Raw genomic sequence first — 17,202 nt, forward strand, 5'->3', positions numbered from 1 at the left:
GACCGACGCCGGGCAGCTCCCCCCGTGGCTGCTCGGCGTCGCCTTTTTGTGCGCGAACTTGTGAGACGAGCCTGTGAGTGACGAGACGCCGATCTGTTCTGCCAAGGGGTGCCGCGCCGATGCCGTGTGGGTGCTGGCGTGGAACAACCCGAAGATTCATACGCCGGAGCGGCGCAAGACGTGGCTCGCTTGCGAGGAGCACCGCGAGCATTTGTCGCAGTTCCTCGGGGTGCGGGGGTTTTTGAAGGACGTGGTCCTGCTGAAGGAGTGGGAAGAGGCCCCTTCAGCCACCGATGGCTGACATCGGACGGTCCGGCTGAATGAAGCTCGGATCGTCCAGGCCCGCGCCCGCCTTCTTGCCCCACATCGCCAACCGCCAGATACGGGCGATCTCCTCGTCCGGGGCACCCGAGCGCAGGGCCGCGCGCAGGTCCGTCTCCTCCTGGGCGAACAGGCAGGTGCGGACCTGGCCGTCGGCCGTCAGGCGGGTGCGGTCGCAGGCCGAGCAGAACGGGCGGGTGACGGAGGCGATCACGCCGACCACGTGCGGGCCGCCGTCGACCAGCCAGCGCTCCGCCGGGGCCGAGCCGCGCTTCTCCGCACCCTCCTCGGTCAGCTCGAAGCGGGTGCGCAGGGAGGTCAGGATGTCCCCGGCGGTGATCATGCCGTCGCGCTTCCAGCCGTGCTGGGCGTCCAGGGGCATCTGCTCGATGAAGCGCAGTTCGTAGTCGTGCTCCACGGCCCAGGCCAGCAGGTCCGGGGCCTCGTCGTCGTTCAGGCCCGGCATCAGGACCGAGTTGACCTTGACCGGAGTCAGGCCGGCGTCGCGGGCAGCGTGCAGGCCTTCGATGACGTCCTTGTGGCGGTCGCGGCGGGTCAAGGTCTTGAAAACGTCCGGGCGCAGGGTGTCCAGGGAGACGTTGACCCGGTCCAGACCCGCCGCCTTCAGGGCGGCCGCGGTGCGCTTGAGACCGATGCCGTTCGTCGTCAAGGACATCTGCGGGCGGGGCGACAGGGCCGCGACCCGCTCCACTATCCCGACCAGTCCGGGACGCAGCAGGGGCTCACCACCGGTGAAGCGGACCTCCTCGATACCGAGGGAGGTGACCGCGATGTCGATCAGGCGGACGATCTCGTCGTCCGTGAGCAGGTCGGGCTTGGCGAGCCACTGCAGCCCCTCCTCGGGCATGCAGTACGTGCACCGCAGATTGCAGCGGTCCGTCAGCGAGACCCTCAGGTCGGTGGCCACACGGCCGTAGGTGTCGATGAGCACTGGGCCCCCTCCCTCGTCACGACCAGATTCAATTTCTGTCACCTGCGAGCCTACGTGACCGCACTGACAGCGACACCGACCCGATCCCACGACGTACGACGCGGCCGCGTCGTAGGGATCTACGACGCGGCCGCTTCAGGGGGCAGGCTCAGTGGGCGCCGGTGCCGGTCAGGGACCGGACCTCCAGCTCCGCGTACTTGCCGGCGTCGGGCTCTTCCTTGGACAGGACCGTGCCGAGCCAGCCCATGAAGAAGCCGAACGGGATGGAGATGATGCCCGGGTTCTTCAGCGGGAACCAGGCGAAGTCGACGTCCGGGAACATCGCCTTCGGGTCGCCGGACACGACCGGCGAGAACAGCACCAGGCCGACGGCGACGATCAGGCCGCCGTAGATCGACCACAGCGCGCCCTGGGTGGTGAACCGCTTCCAGAACAGGCTGTAGAGGATCGTCGGCAGGTTGGCGGAGGCGGCGACCGCGAAGGCCAGGGCGACCAGGCCGGCGACGTTCAGGTCGCGGGCGAGGGCGCCGAGGAGGATGGAGACGGCGCCGATGCCGATGGTGGCCAGGCGAGCCGCCCGGACCTCCTCCTTCTCGGTGGCCTCGCCCTTCCTGATGACGTTCGCGTAGATGTCGTGGGCGAACGACGAGGACGAGGCCAGGGTCAGGCCGGCGACCACGGCGAGGATCGTCGCGAAGGCCACCGCCGAGATGGTGGCGAGCAGGATCGCGCCCCAGGCCGAGTCGACGCCGCCGATGTGCAGGGCGAGCAGGGGTGCCGCCGTGTTGCCGGCCGGGTTGGAGGCGATGATCTCCTCCGGCGAGATCAGCGCGGCGGCGCCGAAGCCGAGGGCGATGGTCATCAGGTAGAAGCCGCCGATGATGCCGATCGCCCAGTTCACGGACTTCCGGGCGGCCTTGGCGTTGGGCACCGTGTAGAAGCGGATCAGGATGTGCGGCAGACCGGCGGTGCCGAGGACCAGGGCGATGCCGAGGGAGATGAAGTCGAGCTTCGAGGTGCCGGTGGCGCCGTACTGGAGGCCCGGCTCCAGGAAGGCGGCGCCCTTGCCGCTGTTCTCGGCGGCCTTGCCGAGCAGGTCGGAGATGTTGAAGTTGAACTTCAGCAGCACCAGGAAGGTGATCAGGATGGTGCCGCCGATGAGCAGCACAGCCTTGACCATCTGGACCCAGGTCGTGCCCTTCATGCCGCCGATGGAGACGTACACGATCATCAGGACGCCGACCAGGGCGACGATGAGGATCTTGCCGGCGTCGGTGGTGATGCCGAGCAGCAGCGAGACCAGGACGCCCGCGCCGGCCATCTGGGCCAGCAGGTAGAAGATCGACACGACGATCGTGGAGGTGCCGGCCGCCGTACGCACCGGGCGCTGGCGCATGCGGTACGCGAGGACGTCACCCATCGTGTAGCGGCCGGAGTTCCGAAGCGGCTCGGCCACCAGGAGCAGGGCGACCAGCCAGGCGACCAGGAATCCGATGGAGTACAGGAAGCCGTCGTATCCGAACAGGGCGATGGCGCCCGCGATGCCGAGGAAGGACGCGGCGGACATGTAGTCGCCGGAGACGGCGAGGCCGTTCTGGAAGGCGCTGAACGACCGGCCGCCCGCGTAGAAGTCGGCGGCGTCCTTGGTCTGGCGGCCCGCCCAGACGGTGATGAACAGGGTCGCGACCACGAAGCACGCGAACAGGGTGATGATCAGTGGCCGGTGCTCGCTGGCCTCGTTGGCGGCGAGCTGCACATGGGTCATCGCGGGGCTCATGCGCCGCCCTCCATACGAGTCTTGATGGCCTCAGCCTTGGGGTCGAGCTTGGCGCCGGCGTGGCGCGAGTACCACCAGGCAATGAGGAACGTGGTGAGGAACTGGGCGATACCGAAGACGAACGCGACGTTGATATTGCCGAACAGCTTGGTGCCCATGAAGTCGCCCGCGTAGTTGGAGAGCAGGACGTACAGCAGGTACCAGGCGATGAAGGCGACGGTCAGCGGAAAGGCGAAGGAGCGGTAGGAGCGGCGCAGTTCACCGAACTCCGCGCTCTCCTGCACCTCGGTGAACTCCTCGGTGGAGGGGAGTTTGTGTGTCTCTTTCGAGGGGGGCGGTGCGTCGGTGGCCACGGAGTCTCCTCGCGTTGCGGGCGCTGTTGCGACAGTGGACGGGGACGGATCGGGGGTGGGGGGCGGATCGGGAGTCGGGGACGGTTCGGGTACGGACATGGACGGCTCTGTTCCTCGCAGTGACATGGATCACTTGAGCCGGGTGGCGATGTTAGGGCTCCGGCACGTGATCCGACAGGGGGCTCGCTCGTGCTCGCGCCTCCTGTTCAACGTCACGGCGCCACACGAGGACCGGTTCAACTCCCCGGCCGTCTTTCCGAAGTCGCCCCGGGTCAGATTGCTGGCCAGTAAGTTCGGGGATAGCTTCACCTCTGCACCACTCGTCATGTACCTGCCCGAGCGCCCACCCGCGTCTCGGGCGGTCTCGTTCCGGATGATGTGGAGAACCCATGGCTCATCTGCGGTCCAGACGCCGACTCGGCCTCGCCGTACCCCTCGTTCTGTCACTGACCGCCTCGCTCGGCTTCCTGCCGACAGGGGCCGCTGCGGCACCGCCCGCGGAGCCCACCGTGCGGGCCACGGACGCGTCCTCGCTGGCGTATGTCGTCAACACCAGGCCTGACCGCGGCACGATCGAGGCAGTGAAGAAGGCGATCGCCGCGGCCGACGGGACGGTGGTGATCACGTACGAGCGGATCGGCGTGATCGTCGTCCACTCGGCGAACCCCGACTTCGCCAAGGCGATACGCACGGTGCGCGGGGTCCAGTCGGCGGGTGCGACGCGTACGACGCCCCTGACCGCCGCCGGGGCGACGGACGAGGGCCCCATTCAGCTCATGACGGAGGGACAGGCCGCAAGGACGTCGAGCGCGGCCGCGGCGGCGGCCGACAGCGAGCCCCTCGAGGCCGACCAGTGGAACCTGCGAGCGATCGGCGCCGACCGGGCCGCGAAGATCAACCCGGGCAGCGGCAGGGTGACCGTCGCCGTGATCGACAACGGCGTCGACGACACCCACCCCGACCTCGCGCCGAACTTCTCCGCCGCCCAGTCGGCGAACTGCGCCGGCGGCAAGGCGGACACCAGTGAGGGCGCCTGGCGGCCGTACACGAGCGCCGACGCGCACGGCACGCATGTGGCGGGCGAGATAGCCGCGCCCCGCAACGGCATCGGCATCGCCGGCGTCGCCCCCGGCGTCAAGGTCTCCGGGATCAAGGTGAGCGATCCGGTCAACGGTCTCTACTACCCCGAGAGCGTCGTGTGCGCCTTCGTGTTCGCCGCCGACCACGGCGTCGAGATCACGAACAACAGCTACTACGTTGATCCATGGCTGTACAACTGCATGGACGACCCCGACCAGCGGGCCATCGTCGATGCGGTCAACAGGGCCCAGCTGTACGCCCAGAACAAGGGCACCCTCAACTTCGCGTCGGCCGGCAACTCCAACCACGACCTGGACTCCGACGCGATCGTCGACGAGAGCAGCCCCGACGACTCGACCGCGGTCAAGCGCACGGTCGACCCGCACGAGTGCTTCGACGTACCGACGCAGCTGCCGGGCGTCGTCACGGTCAGCGCCACGGGCGTACAGAACCTCAAGTCGTACTACTCCTCGTACGGTTACGGCGTCATCGACATCGCGGCGCCGGGCGGCGACCGGCTCTACCAGATCCCGGACACGCCGTCGAAGAACGGTCGCATCCTGTCCACCGTCCCGGGCGGCAAGTACGGCTTCCTGCAGGGCACGTCGATGGCCTCCCCGCATGCCGCGGGCGTCGCCGCGCTGCTGAAGTCCCGGTACCCGTACGCGACTCCGGCCCAGCTGAAGGCGCTGCTGAAGGTCCAGGCGGACAACCCGGGCTGCCCGGAGTCCTACGACCAGAACGGCGACGGCACGCAGGACGCGGTGTGCGAGGGCGGCAAGCGGTTCAACGGGTTCTACGGGGTCGGCATCGTCAACGCACTGGATGCGGTTGATTGATCGGGTAGGCCGGATGTACGGCGGGCGGCACTCCGGTCAATGTATTGATTGACTCAACACTGCATAGTGCAGTCATGACTGGAATCAAGTACGCCTGGTCCGCGGTGGGCGGCGACCCCGCCCTTCTTCCGCGGGTGTCGACCGTACTGCGGGAGGGCGCGCTCCCTGCGCGCCTCCCCGTACGGGAGTTGGCACGCGCCTGTGTGGGTGCGTGCGCGTTGGCCGCGGCCGAGCTGGGGGCGCGGCGGGCCGGGCTCGCCGAGGTGCCCGGGGTGCGGCTGGACGACGGCGCGATCGCCACGGCGTTCGTGAGTGAGCGGCATCTGCTGGTCGACGGGCGCGCGCCGGTCACCTTCGCGCCGCTGTCGCGGTTCTGGCGAACGGCGGACGGTTGGGTGCGCACGCATGCCAACTATCCGCATCACCGGGCCCGGCTGCTGACCGCGCTGGGGATGACGCAGGAGGATCCGGACGCCTTGGGGGCGGCGCTCGCCGAGCGGTCCTCGCGCGAGGTGGAGGAGTCCGTGTACGCGGCCGGGGGGCTGGCCGTGGCGCTGCGTTCGCCCGAGGAGTGGGCGGTGCACGAGCAGGCGGCCGCGGTGGCCCGCCGCCCGCTCGTCGAGCGCGAACGGCTGAACACGGCACGCGCGCGTGCGCTCCCGCCGCTCGACGGTGCGCCCCTGCTGCCCGCCGCCGGAGTGCGCGTACTGGATCTGACGCGGGTCATCGCCGGCCCCGTCGCCACGCGCACGCTCGCGCTGCTCGGCGCGGACGTCCTGCGCGTGGACGCGCCCCACCTGCCCGAACTGGCCGACCAGCACGCCGACACGGGCTTCGGGAAGCGCTCGGCGACGCTGGACCTGGTGGCCGACCGGCGCGCCTTCGAGGACCTGCTCGCGGCGGCGGACGTCGTCGTCACCGGGTACCGGCCCGGCACCCTGGACCGCTTCGGGCTGTCGGCTCAGGAACTGGCCGAGCGACGGCCCGGGCTGGTCGTGGCGCAGTTGTCGGCATGGGGGTCGCATGGGCCGTGGGGCGGGCGGCGCGGGTTCGACAGCCTCGTGCAGGCCGCCACCGGAATCGCCGCGATCGAGGGATCGGCCGAGCGGCCCGGCGCGCTGCCCGCGCAGGCCCTCGACCACGGGACGGGGTATCTGCTGGCGGCGGCCGTACTGCGGGCGTTGACCGAGCGGGCGGAGCAGGGGTACGGCCGGTGCGTACGGCTGTCACTGGCGCGCACGGCGGCATGGCTGACGCACCGGATCGAGCCGGGCCCGGCGGGGAGCCTGGCGTACGACGGGCCCGATGCCTGGCTCACCGAGAGGGACAGCGCGCTCGGACGGCTGCGGTACGCCCTGTCGCCGGTGTCGTTCGCGGGCGGTCCGGTCGACTGGGCGCGGCCGCCAGGGGTTTGGGGTGCGGATCCGGCGCGTTGGGCCTGAGCGGCCGGGGGCTGGATTCCGCGCGGTGGGACTGAGCGCCGGGGTCGCCGGAAACGTACCCAGGGGCGGAATGCCGTACCACCACTTGTTTTCCGGCACTTGCCCGACTCTGTGATGCTTTGTGAAGATCATGAGGTGACGTTGACGAGACCTTCCCTTGGCGTGTCCGACGGGAGCGCGCCCAGACCGCGCCCCGGCGTGGGCCGAGCCGTCGCCGTTCTCGTCCTGGTGGCACTGGCGGCGTTGATCCCACTGCTCGGGCCGTCGGCCACGCTGGACGGTACCGGTGAGGCCGCCGCGCCCGGCGCCGGTGGGATCGCGCTGCTGCGTACGGTGCTGATCGCGGCGCTGTGCGTCCCGCTGGGCGAGCTGTTCGTGAACCGGCTGGCCCGAAATGTGCCGGGCGCTCCCCCGCACACGCCCCGCAGTTGGGCGCCGTACGCGGCCGGCGCCGGTTTCGTCGCCGCCCTCGGCCTCGCTTCGGTGGTCTCCACGGGCAACCTCGTGCCGCACAGCCCTTCCGACCTCGACGTCGGCGGCCTCTACGCGTCGCGCGACGGCAAGCTCGCGCTGCTGGAGGTCAACGCCTTCGCCGTGGCCGGGCTGTGCGCCCTCTCGCGCCGGCCCGCCACCCAGGTCTGGCCACTGGCCGCCGTCGTGGTCGCCGAGGCCCTGCGCGCCCACCCCACGACCGAGCACAGCCCGCTGCTCGGCTCCGGGCTGACGCTGGTGCACCTGGCCTGCGCGTCGCTCTGGGCCGGCGGGCTGCTGCACGCGCTGCGGACCCTGCGCGGCTGGGGCGGCGCGGAGGCGGGCGCGGCCCTGCTGGGGCTCTACGCGCGCGTGGCGGCCGTACTGCTCGCCGCCATCACGGCGACGGGGGTGTGGAGCTCGCTGCGCCGGATGCCGTCGGACACGATCCTGGAGCAGCTGACCGAGACGGCGTACGGGCGTGCCCTGCTGGCCAAGGTGATCCTGGTGGCGGCCGTGGCCGCACTCGCCCTGTGGGCACGGATCAAGCTGCACCGGGCGGCCGACCCGCTGACGGCCTGCTCGCCCGCACGGGCGGAGGTCGTCGCCCTCGGCCTGGTGGTGGCCCTGTCGGGACTGCTGACGGCGCTGCCGGTGCCGATCCGCTGGTGACTCAGAGGGTGACCTGCACCTTGAGCGCCGTGCGCTCGTCCATCGCCTTGTAGCCGGCGGGGACCTCCTCCAGTCCGACCGTCAGGTCGAAGACGGGCGACGGGTCGATCGTGCCGTCGAGGACATCGGGCAGCAGGTGCGGGATGTAGGCGCGGACCGGCGCGACGCCGCCGCGGAGCGCGATGTTGCGGTCGAACATGACGCCGAGGTCGAGGCCGGTGCCGCTGCCGTGCGGCACACCGACGAAGCCGATGGCGCCGCCGTCCCGGGTGATGTTGACCGCCGTACGCATGGACTGCTCGGTGCCGACGGCCTCGACGACGGCGTGTGCGCCCTGACCGCGGGTGAGTTCGCGTACGGCCTCGACGGCCGCGTCCCCGCGCTCGGCGACGACCTCGGTGGCGCCGAAGCGGCGTGCGATGTCCGTGCGGACCTGGTGACGGCCCAGCGCGATGATCCGCTCGGCACCGAGTCGCTTGGCGGCGAGCACCGCGCACAGTCCTACGGCGCCGTCACCCACCACGGCGACCGTGGCGCCCGGGCGGGCTCCGGCGCCGAGGGCGGCGTGGTGGCCGGTGCCCATGACGTCGGACAGGGTCAGCAGGGCGGAGAGCAGGTGGTCGTCGGAGGCGGCGTCCTTGGGGAGCCGGACGAGGGTGCCGTCGGCGTAGGGGACGCGCACGGCCTCGCCCTGGCCGCCGTCGGAGCCGACGGTGCCCCAGAAGCCGCCGTGCTCGCAGGAGGTGTTGAGGCCCTCGCGGCAGTAGTCGCAGACGCCGTCGGACCACATGAAGGGCGCGACGACGAGGTCACCCCGCTCGACACCGGTCACCTCGGAGCCGGTCTCCTCGACGACTCCGAGGAACTCGTGGCCGATGCGCTGGCCGGGCTGCCGTGCCGACTCCCCCCGGTATGCCCACAGGTCGCTGCCGCAGATGCAGGCGCGCAGCACCCGGACCACGGCGTCGGTGGGCTGCTGCACCACGGGATCGGGCACGTCCTCCACACGCATGTCGAACGGGGCGTGAATGGTGGTGGCGCGCATGACGAGGGTCCTTCTCGTGTCCGGGGTACCTGCGCACGGCGGGTGGTCGAGCGCACCTCACCGTACGTCGCCGTCGGCTCCCGGCGCGCGCGGAAACCGTGGGCTACACCCCCGACGCCCCCAGCAGCGCCCCGGCCGCGTAGGTGACGCCCATGGCCAGCGCGCCGCCCGCCACAGTGCGCAGTACCGCGCGGGGCGGGGCGGCGGCGCCCAGGCGGGCGCTGCTCCAGCCGGTCAGGGCGAGGGCGGCCAGTACCGAGGCGACGGTGACCGCCAGGCGCCGGTCCGCCGGTGGCAGCACCATCGCGAGCAGCGGCAGCAGCGCCCCGGCCGTGAACGCCAGGAAGCTCGCCCACGCCGCGTGCCACGGGTTGGTCAGCTCGTCCGGGTCGATGCCGAGCTCCACGCGCGCGTGTGCCTTCAGTGCGTCCCGTTCCGTCAGCTGGACGGCCGCCTCCATGGCCACGTCCCGGGACAGCCCGCGTCGCCGGAGCAGTTCCGCCAGCTCCTCCAGTTCCGCCTCCGGCCGCTCCCGCAACTCCCGCTTCTCCAGGGCCAACGCGGCCTTCTCCGAGTCGCGCTGGGTGGACACCGAGACGTACTCCCCCGCCGCCATCGACATCGACCCGGCGAGCAGCCCGGCCAGCCCGGCCGTGAGCAGGGCGGAGCGGTCGTCCGTCGCGCCGGCCACGCCGACGACGAGTCCCGCGGTCGACACGATGCCGTCGTTCGCCCCGAGAACGGCCGCCCGCAGCCAGTTCAGCCGCTCGCCCAGCGCGCCGCCGTGGGCCTCGTCATGCGTCGGTTCGGTCACATGCGGAGGATTGCACCACCGCGGTCATCAGGGATGTACCGACGCTCCCCGTCAGGTATCGGGATCACGTTCAGGTATCGGGGTATCGGGCTCACGGGGGTACGACAACACCGGGTACGGGCCGACCCGTTGACGTGCTGACGTTCGCGGCGCTCGAACGGGTGGGCGGAGCACGGCACCTGACGGCCAGGAGTGTCAGTCCCGGCCCGTATCCTCAGTGACCATGCTCGAAGACCTTACGACCGCGGCGTCCTCCCCCACAGCGTGGCCGGCCGCGTATCCCCAGGGATACGCGGTCGTTGACGTGGAGACCACGGGCCTGGCCCGGGACGACCGGATAATCTCCGCGGCCGTCTACCGGCTGGACGCGCGCGGCGAGGTCGAGGACCACTGGTACACCCTGGTCAACCCGGAGCGGGACCCGGGCCCGGTCTGGATCCACGGTCTGACGAGCGAGATGCTCGACACGGCGCCCCTTTTCCAGGACATCGCCGAGGAGTTCTCGACCCGGCTCGACGGCCGGGTGCTCGTCGCACACAACGCCGTCTTCGACTGGCAGATGATCGCGCGCGAGTACGCGCGCGCGGAGCGCGAGGCCCCGGTACGTCAGCGCCTGTGCACCATCGCGCTGTCCAAGGAGCTGGCCCTGCCCCTGCCCAACCACAAGCTGGAGTCGCTCGCCGCCCACTTCGGCGTCGTACAGCAGCGCGCGCACCACGCGCTGGACGACGCGCGCGTGCTGGCGGAGGCGTTCCGGCCGAGCCTGCGGGCCGCGGCGGCGGGCAGCGTGCGGCTGCCGCTGCAGGAGTGCCGGCCGCTGACCGAGTGGCGGGACACCGCCACGCCCCGGGTCGGACAGCAGGCGGGCGGCTACGGCGGCTCCAGCAGCTACGGCGGCTCCAGCGGCTACCGGCCGACCAGTTGGCGGCCGTCCCGCAAGAGGCCTGCCTGCCCCTACCCCAACCCGGGGCGCTACGAAGAGGGCAAACGGCTCAAACAAGGCATGCGGGTCGCCTTCTCCGGCGACACGTCGATCGAGCGCGACCTGCTGGAGGACCGCGCGATCGAGGCCGGGCTGCATGTGTCGACGAGCCTGTCCCGGCTGACCAGCCTGCTCGTCACCAACGACCCGGACGCGAACACGTCGAAGGTGGTCAAGGCCCGCCAGTACGGGACGCCGGTGATCGACGAGGCGGCGTTCGGGCAACTCCTGCGGGACGTGGAACCGGCGTCGGAGCAGTGACCGTACGGACGGGTGATTGCCGCGCGACTCGCCCGGAGTCCTCTCGCCCGGGCCGCGGTGACGGCTCACCCTGTGGCGCATGGCGACATGTGAAGTATGCGGAAACGACTACGGCATGACCTTCGAGGTGCACGCGCAGGGCGCGGTGCACGTCTTCGACTGCTTCTCCTGTGCGATCCACCGCATGGCCCCGGTCTGCGAGCACTGCCGCGTCCAGATCATCGGGCAGGGCGTCGAGGTCGAGGGCCACTGGTACTGCGGTGCCCACTGCGCCCGCGAGGAGGGAAAGGTGGGGATCATCGACAAGGTGTGACCCGGTACCCGCCTGAAAGCACCCCACGACCGAGTTGTACGGTCGTGGGGTGTACCGCTTCCTGTTGTCCCGGCAGTGGGTGATCCTCACGCTGGTCGCCCTCGTCCTCATCCCCACGATGATCAGGCTGGGCATCTGGCAGATGCACCGTTACGAGGAGCGCTCCGCCCGGAACCAGCTGGTCGCCGACGCCCTGGGCGCGAAGCCGGTGCCCGTGGAGAAGCTGACCTCCCCGGGGCACACGGTCACCACCAAGGAGCGGTACCGCACCGTGACCGCCGCGGGCCGCTTCGACACCGACCGGGAAGTCGTCGTCAGGCGGCGCGTCAACGCCGACGAAGAGGTCGGCTTCCATGTGCTCACCCCCTTCGTCCTGACGGACGGCAAGGTGCTGATGGTCAACCGCGGCTGGATCCCCGCGGACGGGCCCAGCCAGACGGCGTTCCCCAAGATCCCGGCGCCGCCGAGCGGGCGTGTCACCGTCACCGGGCGGCTGATGCCCGACGAGACGACCGAGGCGAGCGGGATCAAGGACCTCAAGGGACTTCCCGACCGGCAGGTCATGCTGATCAGCAGCGAGCAGGAGGCGCGGCGCCTCGATGCGCGGGTGCTCGGCGGGTACGTGGTGCAGACGGCGCCCGAGCCGAAGGGTGACACGCCGGAGCTGATCGGGAAGCCGGGCGAGGAGAACGCCCCGCTGAACTATGCGTACGCCCTTCAGTGGTGGCTGTTCGCCGCGGGTGTTCCCGTCGGGTGGGTGATCCTGGCCCGCCGCGAGGCCCGTGACCGGGCGGCGAGCCAGGAGAAGCCGGCGGAGGCGGAGCCGGTGGCCGTGTAGTACCGGCGCTGGGAGGCCGGCTGCCAGGCCACCGGCCCGGAACTCAGCAGCAACGCCCCTGCCGGTGCTCCTCCCGGTGCAGCAGGCTCAGCACCTCCGTCAGTTCCCGTACGTACCACCGCACCGCCCGCGCCCAGCGCACCGCCCTCACGACCGCACCCCCACCAGCGGCTCGCCCGCCTGCTCGGGCACGTCGATGCGGGACTCGACGTACGCTGCCTCGGTGGTCGGCAGTGAGCCGGGGCGGCGTATCGACCGGACGCACACCACCGCCGCGTTGACGATCACGACCGCGACCAGCAGCAGGAACAGCGCGATCAAAGCGCCGTCGACCGTGGAGTTGGTGACCACGGTGTGCATGTCGTCGAGGGTCTTGGCGGGCGGCAGGACCTGACCGTCGTCGATGCCGTCGGCGTACTTGGCGCGCTGGGCGAAGAAGCCGATCTTGGGGTCGTCGGAGAAGATCTTCTGCCAGCCCGCGGTGAACGTGATCGCGACCACCCAGGCGAGCGGGACGCCGGTGACCCAGGCCCAGCGCAGCCGGCCGGACTTGATCAGGACCGTGGTGCAGACGGTCAGCGCCACGGCCGCCAGGAGCTGGTTGGCGATGCCGAAGAGCGGGAAGAGCTGGTTGATTCCGCCGAGCGGGTCGGTGGCGCCGGTGTAGAGGAAGTAGCCCCAGGCCGCCACGACGAGGCCGCTGCACAGCCAGATGCCCGGCTTCCAGTTGACCCGGCCGATCGGCTTCCAGACATTGCCGAGCATGTCCTGGAGCATGAAGCGCCCGACGCGGGTGCCGGCGTCGACCGTGGTCAGGATGAACAGCGCCTCGAACATGATCGCGAAGTGGTACCAGAATGCCTTCATCGCGGTGCCGCCGAAGACGCCGGAGAAGATCTCCGACATGCCGACCGCCAGGGTCGGGGCGCCACCGGAGCGAGCGATCAGCGTCTGCTCCTCGACGGCCTTGGCCGCCTGGGTCAGCTGGTCGGGGGTGACGGTGAAGCCGAGGCCCGCCACGGCCTGGGACGCCGACTCGGCCGTCGTACCGAGAAGCCCTGCGGGGGCGTTCATCGCGTAGTACAGGCCCGGCTCCAGGGTCGCCGCCGCGATCAGCGCCATGATCGCGACGAACGACTCCATCAGCATCGCGCCGTATCCGATCAGCCGGACCTGGGACTCCTTCTGGATCAGCTTCGGAGTCGTCCCCGAGGCGACCAGCGCGTGGAAGCCGGAGAGCGCGCCGCACGCGATGGTGATGAACAGGAAGGGGAAGAGGGATCCGGCGAAGACCGGGCCCGCGCCGTTCGAGGCGAAGTCGCTCACCGCGTCGGCGCGCAGCACGGGGGCGGCGACCACGACACCCACCGCGAGCAGGGCGATGGTGCCGATCTTCATGAAGGTGGAGAGGTAGTCGCGCGGGGCGAGCAGCATCCACACCGGGAGTACGGAGGCGACGAAGCCGTAGCCGACGAGGCACAGGACGAGGGTGGTCGGGCTGAGGGTGAAGGCGCCGGCCAGCGAGGACTCCTGGATCCAGCTGCCGCCGACGATCGCGAGCAGCAGCAGCGCCACGCCGATGAGGCTGGTCTCGACGACCCGGCCCGGGCGGATGCGGTGCAGCCAGAAACCCATGAACAGGGCGATGGGGATGGTCATGGCCACCGAGAAGGTGCCCCACGGCGAGTGGGCGAGGGCGTTGACCACGACCAGGGCCAGCACCCCCAGCAGGATGATCATGATGGCGAAGACCGCGATCAGCGCGGCCGCGCCGCCCACCCGGCCGATCTCCTCGCGGGCCATCTGCCCCAGCGACTTGCCGTCCCGCCGCATGGACAGGAACAGCACGACCATGTCCTGCACCGCCCCGGCGAAGATCACCCCGGCGACGATCCAGAGCGTGCCGGGCAGATAGCCCATCTGGGCCGCGAGCACGGGACCGACCAGCGGCCCGGCGCCCGCGATGGCGGCGAAGTGGTGGCCGAGGAGCACCCGGCGGTCGGTGGGCTGGAAGTCGACGCCGTCCTCCAGGCGCTCGGCGGGGGTCGCCCGGCGGTCGTCCGGCTTCAGTACGCGGCGGGCGACGAAGCGGGAGTAGAAGCGGTAGGCGATGGCGTACGAGCCGAGCGCGGCGATCACCAGCCAGACCGCGGAGATCTCCTCACCCCGGGCCAGCGCGAGGACGCCCCAGGCGATCGCGCCAAGGAGGGAGACGGTGCTCCAGAGCAGGATCGACCTAGGTGACATGCGTGATTTTTCCGGCGCCTGACGGCCGTTTTCGGGCAGGGCTGATGCGGGCATGGCGGCTCCTTGAAAGACGAGTCAGATGTGACTCAGCAGATCAACAGGCGGCTGGGACAGGAGCTCGGGACAGGAGCTCGGGACAGAAGCTCCCTCCCGATCGCTGTCGGTCTGTGCAAGAGTTGCCCACCCCCTCGGACCGGTTGACAGCGAATGTCCAGGAAATTTCCCGCCGGTTCCCTGTCCTCCGTTCGGGCCGCTCGCGCAACTCTCGCCCGAGGGCACAGGCACACCAAGGACGGTGACCCATGGCCGATGGCGCCATGACCGCGACGTTCCTCGCCGTGATCGGCGGGGCGTCGCTGCTCGCCGTGACCGCGCGGCGCCTGCACCCGAGCGACCGGCTGCCCTCCCTGGAGGGCTGGGCGCTGGCCGACCGCAGCCTCGGCCCGGTGTGGACCTGGCTGCTGCTCGGCGGCACGATCTTCACCGCGTACACCTTCGCCGCCGTACCGGGCCTGGCGTACGGCAACGGCGCGCCCGCCTTCTTCGCGGTGCCGTACACGGTGATCGTCTGCCCGCTCGCCTTCGTGCTGCTGAGCCGCCTGTGGTCGGTGGCCCGCCGGCACGGCTACGTCACCGCGGCCGACTTCGTGCGCGGCCGGTACGGCTCGCCGCCGCTGGCCCTGGTGGTCGCGCTGACCGGGATCCTCGCGACGATGCCGTATCTCGCGCTGCAACTGCTCGGCATACGGGCGGTGCTGACGGCCGGGGGCGTGTATCCGCGCGGTGCGGCCGGTGATCTGGTGATGGTGGCCCTGTTCGCGGGGCTGGCCGTCGCCACCTACCGGCACGGGCTGCGCGCCCCCACCGTCATCTCCGCGCTCAAGGCCGTGGCCGTCTTCGTCTCGCTGACCGCGGTGACCTGGCTGGTCCTCGACCGGCTGGGCGGCCCGGGGGCCGTCTTCGACGGTGCGGCCGAACGCATCGGCGGCCCGGCGCTGCTCCTCACCCCCGAGCAGCAGCCCGCCTACGCCACCCTCGCCCTCGGCTCCGCGCTCGCCCTGCTGATGTACCCGCACGTGCTCACCGCCGGTTTCGCCGCCGACGGCCCGCAGACGCTGCGCAAGGTCGCCGTGGCCCTGCCCGCCTGGACCGGACTGCTCGCCCTCTTCGGCTTCCTCGGCATCGCGGCCCTGGCGACGGGCGTCCGCGCCCCGGCGGGCGGCGCCGAGGCCGCCGTACCGATGCTGGTCGACCGGCTGATGCCGGGCCCGCTGGCCGGGCTGGTGTTCGGCGCGATCACCGTCGGGGCGCTGGTCCCGGCGGCGGTGATGTCGATCGCGGCCGCCACCAGCTTCGTACGCAATGTGTACGTCGAGTACGTCCATCCGACGGCCACGCCCAAGCGGCAGGTGCGCATCGCCAAGGCCGTGTCGCTCACCGCGAAGGTGGGCGCGGTGGCGTTCGTGTTCGGGCTGCGCGACCAGGACGCCATCAACCTCCAGCTCCTCGGCGGGGTCTGGATCCTGCAGATCTTCCCGGCCGTCGCGGTGGGGCTGTTCACCGGGCGGCTGCATCCGCGGGCGCTGCTCGCCGGGTGGGGCGTGGGCATGGTGGCGGGGACCTACATGGTCGTACGGGAAGGGTTCTCGTCGATCGTGCCGCTCGGGTCCGGGCCGGAGATCTACGCCGGGCTCGCCGCCCTGCTCCTCAACCTGACCGTCGCCGTGGCCGGGACCGCGGTACTCGAACGTCTCGGCGTCCCGCGCGGCGCCGACCTCACCGATCTGCCGTCACGCCTGAGCGTCAGGCGGCGCCCCGAGACGGGAGCGAACAACCCGTGAGACAGCACCGAGACGCGCTGCGTCGACATGCGGCTCCGCCGCTCGGCGGCACCCCCGTACCGGCCGTGCCCCTCACCCCCGCGGTGAGCGACCCGGCGGACCTGGAGCGCGAGGCCGGCCTGGCCCGCCTGTTCGAGCTGCACTACTCCTCGATGCTGCGCCTCGCCGTCCTGCTCGGGGCCGACGATCCGGAGAACGTGGTCGCGGAGGCCTACTACCAGATCTACCGGAAGTGGCGGCGGCTGAGGGACACCGAGGCGGCGGAGGCGTATCTGCGCTCCACCGTGTGCAATCTGACGCGGATGCGGATACGGCACCTCCAAGTGGCCCGCAAACACGTCGAGAAGCCTACGGACGAGCTCGTCGCCTCCGCCGAGAGCGCCGCGCTCCTCCGTGACGACCAGCGCGTGCTGATCGACGCGCTCCAGCAGTTGCCGGCCCGGCAGCGTGAGGCGCTGGTGCTGCGGCACTGGCTCGGGCTGAAGGAGGGTGAGATCGCCGCGGCGATGGGGATCTCCTGCGGATCCGTCAAGACCCATACGGCGCGCGGCCTCGCCGCCCTGACCCAGGCGATGGAGGCCCGGCGATGACGCATCGAGACGCGACTCCGTCGCGTGGCACCAGTGCGGACCGCACGGAGCGGGAGCTGCGCGAGGCGCTCTCCGCGCTCGCGGGCGGGGTGCAGGCCGCGCCCGACGCCTACCGCACGGCGCGCGGCGAGTGGCTGCGCCGGGAACGCCGGCGCCGGCTCGTCCTCACCGTCCTCGTCGCGGTCGTGTTCGCGCTGGCCACGCTGATCGGACTGTGGGTCCTCAACCAGGCCCCCGCGGATCCCGGCGTGATCTTCTCCGGCACGGGGTCCCCGGCGGGCGCATCAGTCACCTGGTCACCGGCGGGCGTACCACTCACCGAGGTCCCGACGGGCGGGTCACTCCCCCGGCCTCACCCCTGATT

Annotated in this window: 16 protein-coding genes; 10 read left to right on the forward strand and 6 right to left on the reverse strand. The window is 71.1% G+C overall.

The genetic code is table 11. From position 1 onward, the window contains the following. The first annotated feature begins 73 nt into the window (after window positions 1–73). A complete protein-coding gene (locus PBV52_RS09990; RefSeq protein WP_274237945.1) occupies window positions 74–301 on the forward strand; it encodes a hypothetical protein in 228 nt (75 codons plus the stop codon). Here PBV52_RS09990 and moaA read toward each other — a convergent pair. The 3 genes from moaA to PBV52_RS10005 all read right to left on the reverse strand — a co-directional run bounded on the left by moaA (window position 284) and on the right by PBV52_RS10005 (window position 3,403). After that, entirely contained in the window at window positions 284–1,273 is a 990-nt protein-coding gene (moaA, locus tag PBV52_RS09995; RefSeq protein WP_274237946.1) for a GTP 3',8-cyclase MoaA, read from the reverse strand. The genes PBV52_RS09990 and moaA overlap by 18 nt on opposite strands. Before the next feature lie 148 nt (window positions 1,274–1,421). Then, window positions 1,422–3,050 (reverse strand): cation acetate symporter, encoded by a 1,629-nt coding sequence (locus tag PBV52_RS10000; protein ID WP_274237947.1) that lies wholly within the window; start codon window positions 3,048–3,050, stop codon window positions 1,422–1,424. Then, window positions 3,047–3,403 (reverse strand): DUF485 domain-containing protein, encoded by a 357-nt coding sequence (locus tag PBV52_RS10005; RefSeq protein WP_128436598.1) that lies wholly within the window; start codon window positions 3,401–3,403, stop codon window positions 3,047–3,049. The genes PBV52_RS10000 and PBV52_RS10005 overlap by 4 nt, the downstream gene beginning before the upstream one ends. A 389-nt stretch (window positions 3,404–3,792) precedes the next feature. Here PBV52_RS10005 and PBV52_RS10010 point away from each other — a divergent pair, with 389 nt between their 5' ends. From PBV52_RS10010 to PBV52_RS10020, 3 genes are all read left to right on the forward strand, one after another. Next, entirely contained in the window at window positions 3,793–5,322 is a 1,530-nt protein-coding gene (locus PBV52_RS10010) for a S8 family serine peptidase (protein WP_274237948.1), read from the forward strand. Between the two features lie 74 nt (window positions 5,323–5,396). Continuing rightward, the gene (locus tag PBV52_RS10015) at window positions 5,397–6,764 is read left to right on the forward strand and encodes a CoA transferase (RefSeq protein WP_274237949.1); all 1,368 of its coding nucleotides are present in this window, start codon (window positions 5,397–5,399) and stop codon (window positions 6,762–6,764) included. A gap of 135 nt (window positions 6,765–6,899) precedes the next feature. Then, on the forward strand, window positions 6,900–7,907 hold the full coding sequence (locus PBV52_RS10020) for a CopD family protein (protein WP_274237950.1): 1,008 nt from the start codon (window positions 6,900–6,902) through the stop codon (window positions 7,905–7,907). Between the two features lies 1 nt (window position 7,908). Here PBV52_RS10020 and PBV52_RS10025 read toward each other — a convergent pair whose 3' ends face one another. Continuing rightward, window positions 7,909–8,952, reverse strand: coding sequence for a zinc-dependent alcohol dehydrogenase family protein (locus PBV52_RS10025; protein WP_274237951.1), 1,044 nt, complete (start codon window positions 8,950–8,952; stop codon window positions 7,909–7,911). A gap of 103 nt (window positions 8,953–9,055) precedes the next feature. Further along, window positions 9,056–9,766 (reverse strand): VIT family protein, encoded by a 711-nt coding sequence (locus tag PBV52_RS10030; RefSeq protein ID WP_274237952.1) that lies wholly within the window; start codon window positions 9,764–9,766, stop codon window positions 9,056–9,058. Between the two features lie 223 nt (window positions 9,767–9,989). Here PBV52_RS10030 and PBV52_RS10035 point away from each other — a divergent pair, with 223 nt between their 5' ends. From PBV52_RS10035 to PBV52_RS10045, 3 genes are all read left to right on the forward strand, one after another. Further along, on the forward strand, window positions 9,990–11,009 hold the full coding sequence (locus PBV52_RS10035; RefSeq protein WP_274237953.1) for a DEDDh family exonuclease: 1,020 nt from the start codon (window positions 9,990–9,992) through the stop codon (window positions 11,007–11,009). Window positions 11,010–11,088: 79 nt separating this feature from the next. Then, window positions 11,089–11,322: a hypothetical protein gene (locus PBV52_RS10040; protein ID WP_079052436.1), complete on the forward strand. Its 234-nt coding sequence runs from the start codon at window positions 11,089–11,091 to the stop codon at window positions 11,320–11,322. 49 nt (window positions 11,323–11,371) lie between these two features. Beyond that, window positions 11,372–12,160 (forward strand): SURF1 family protein, encoded by a 789-nt coding sequence (locus PBV52_RS10045; RefSeq protein ID WP_274237954.1) that lies wholly within the window; start codon window positions 11,372–11,374, stop codon window positions 12,158–12,160. 147 nt (window positions 12,161–12,307) lie between these two features. Here the strand turns inward: PBV52_RS10045 and PBV52_RS10050 are convergent, their stop codons facing one another. Next, the gene (locus tag PBV52_RS10050) at window positions 12,308–14,461 is read right to left on the reverse strand and encodes a carbon starvation CstA family protein (RefSeq protein ID WP_274237955.1); all 2,154 of its coding nucleotides are present in this window, start codon (window positions 14,459–14,461) and stop codon (window positions 12,308–12,310) included. Between the two features lie 248 nt (window positions 14,462–14,709). On the opposite strand from PBV52_RS10050, the gene PBV52_RS10055 reads away from it, so the two are divergent. From PBV52_RS10055 to PBV52_RS10065, 3 genes are read left to right on the forward strand one after another with little or no spacing between them, the layout of a single operon-like run. Next, complete coding sequence (locus PBV52_RS10055; RefSeq protein WP_274237956.1) at window positions 14,710–16,248, forward strand: sodium:solute symporter; 1,539 nt, start codon at window positions 14,710–14,712, stop codon at window positions 16,246–16,248. Then, a complete protein-coding gene (locus tag PBV52_RS10060) occupies window positions 16,245–16,838 on the forward strand; it encodes a sigma-70 family RNA polymerase sigma factor (protein WP_373921840.1) in 594 nt (197 codons plus the stop codon). The genes PBV52_RS10055 and PBV52_RS10060 overlap by 4 nt, the downstream gene beginning before the upstream one ends. Next, complete coding sequence (locus PBV52_RS10065) at window positions 16,835–17,200, forward strand: hypothetical protein (protein ID WP_274237957.1); 366 nt, start codon at window positions 16,835–16,837, stop codon at window positions 17,198–17,200. The genes PBV52_RS10060 and PBV52_RS10065 overlap by 4 nt, the downstream gene beginning before the upstream one ends. Window positions 17,201–17,202: the final 2 nt, after the last annotated feature.

Source organism: Streptomyces sp. T12, from assembly GCF_028736035.1.
Classification (GTDB): Bacteria; Actinomycetota; Actinomycetes; order Streptomycetales; family Streptomycetaceae; genus Streptomyces.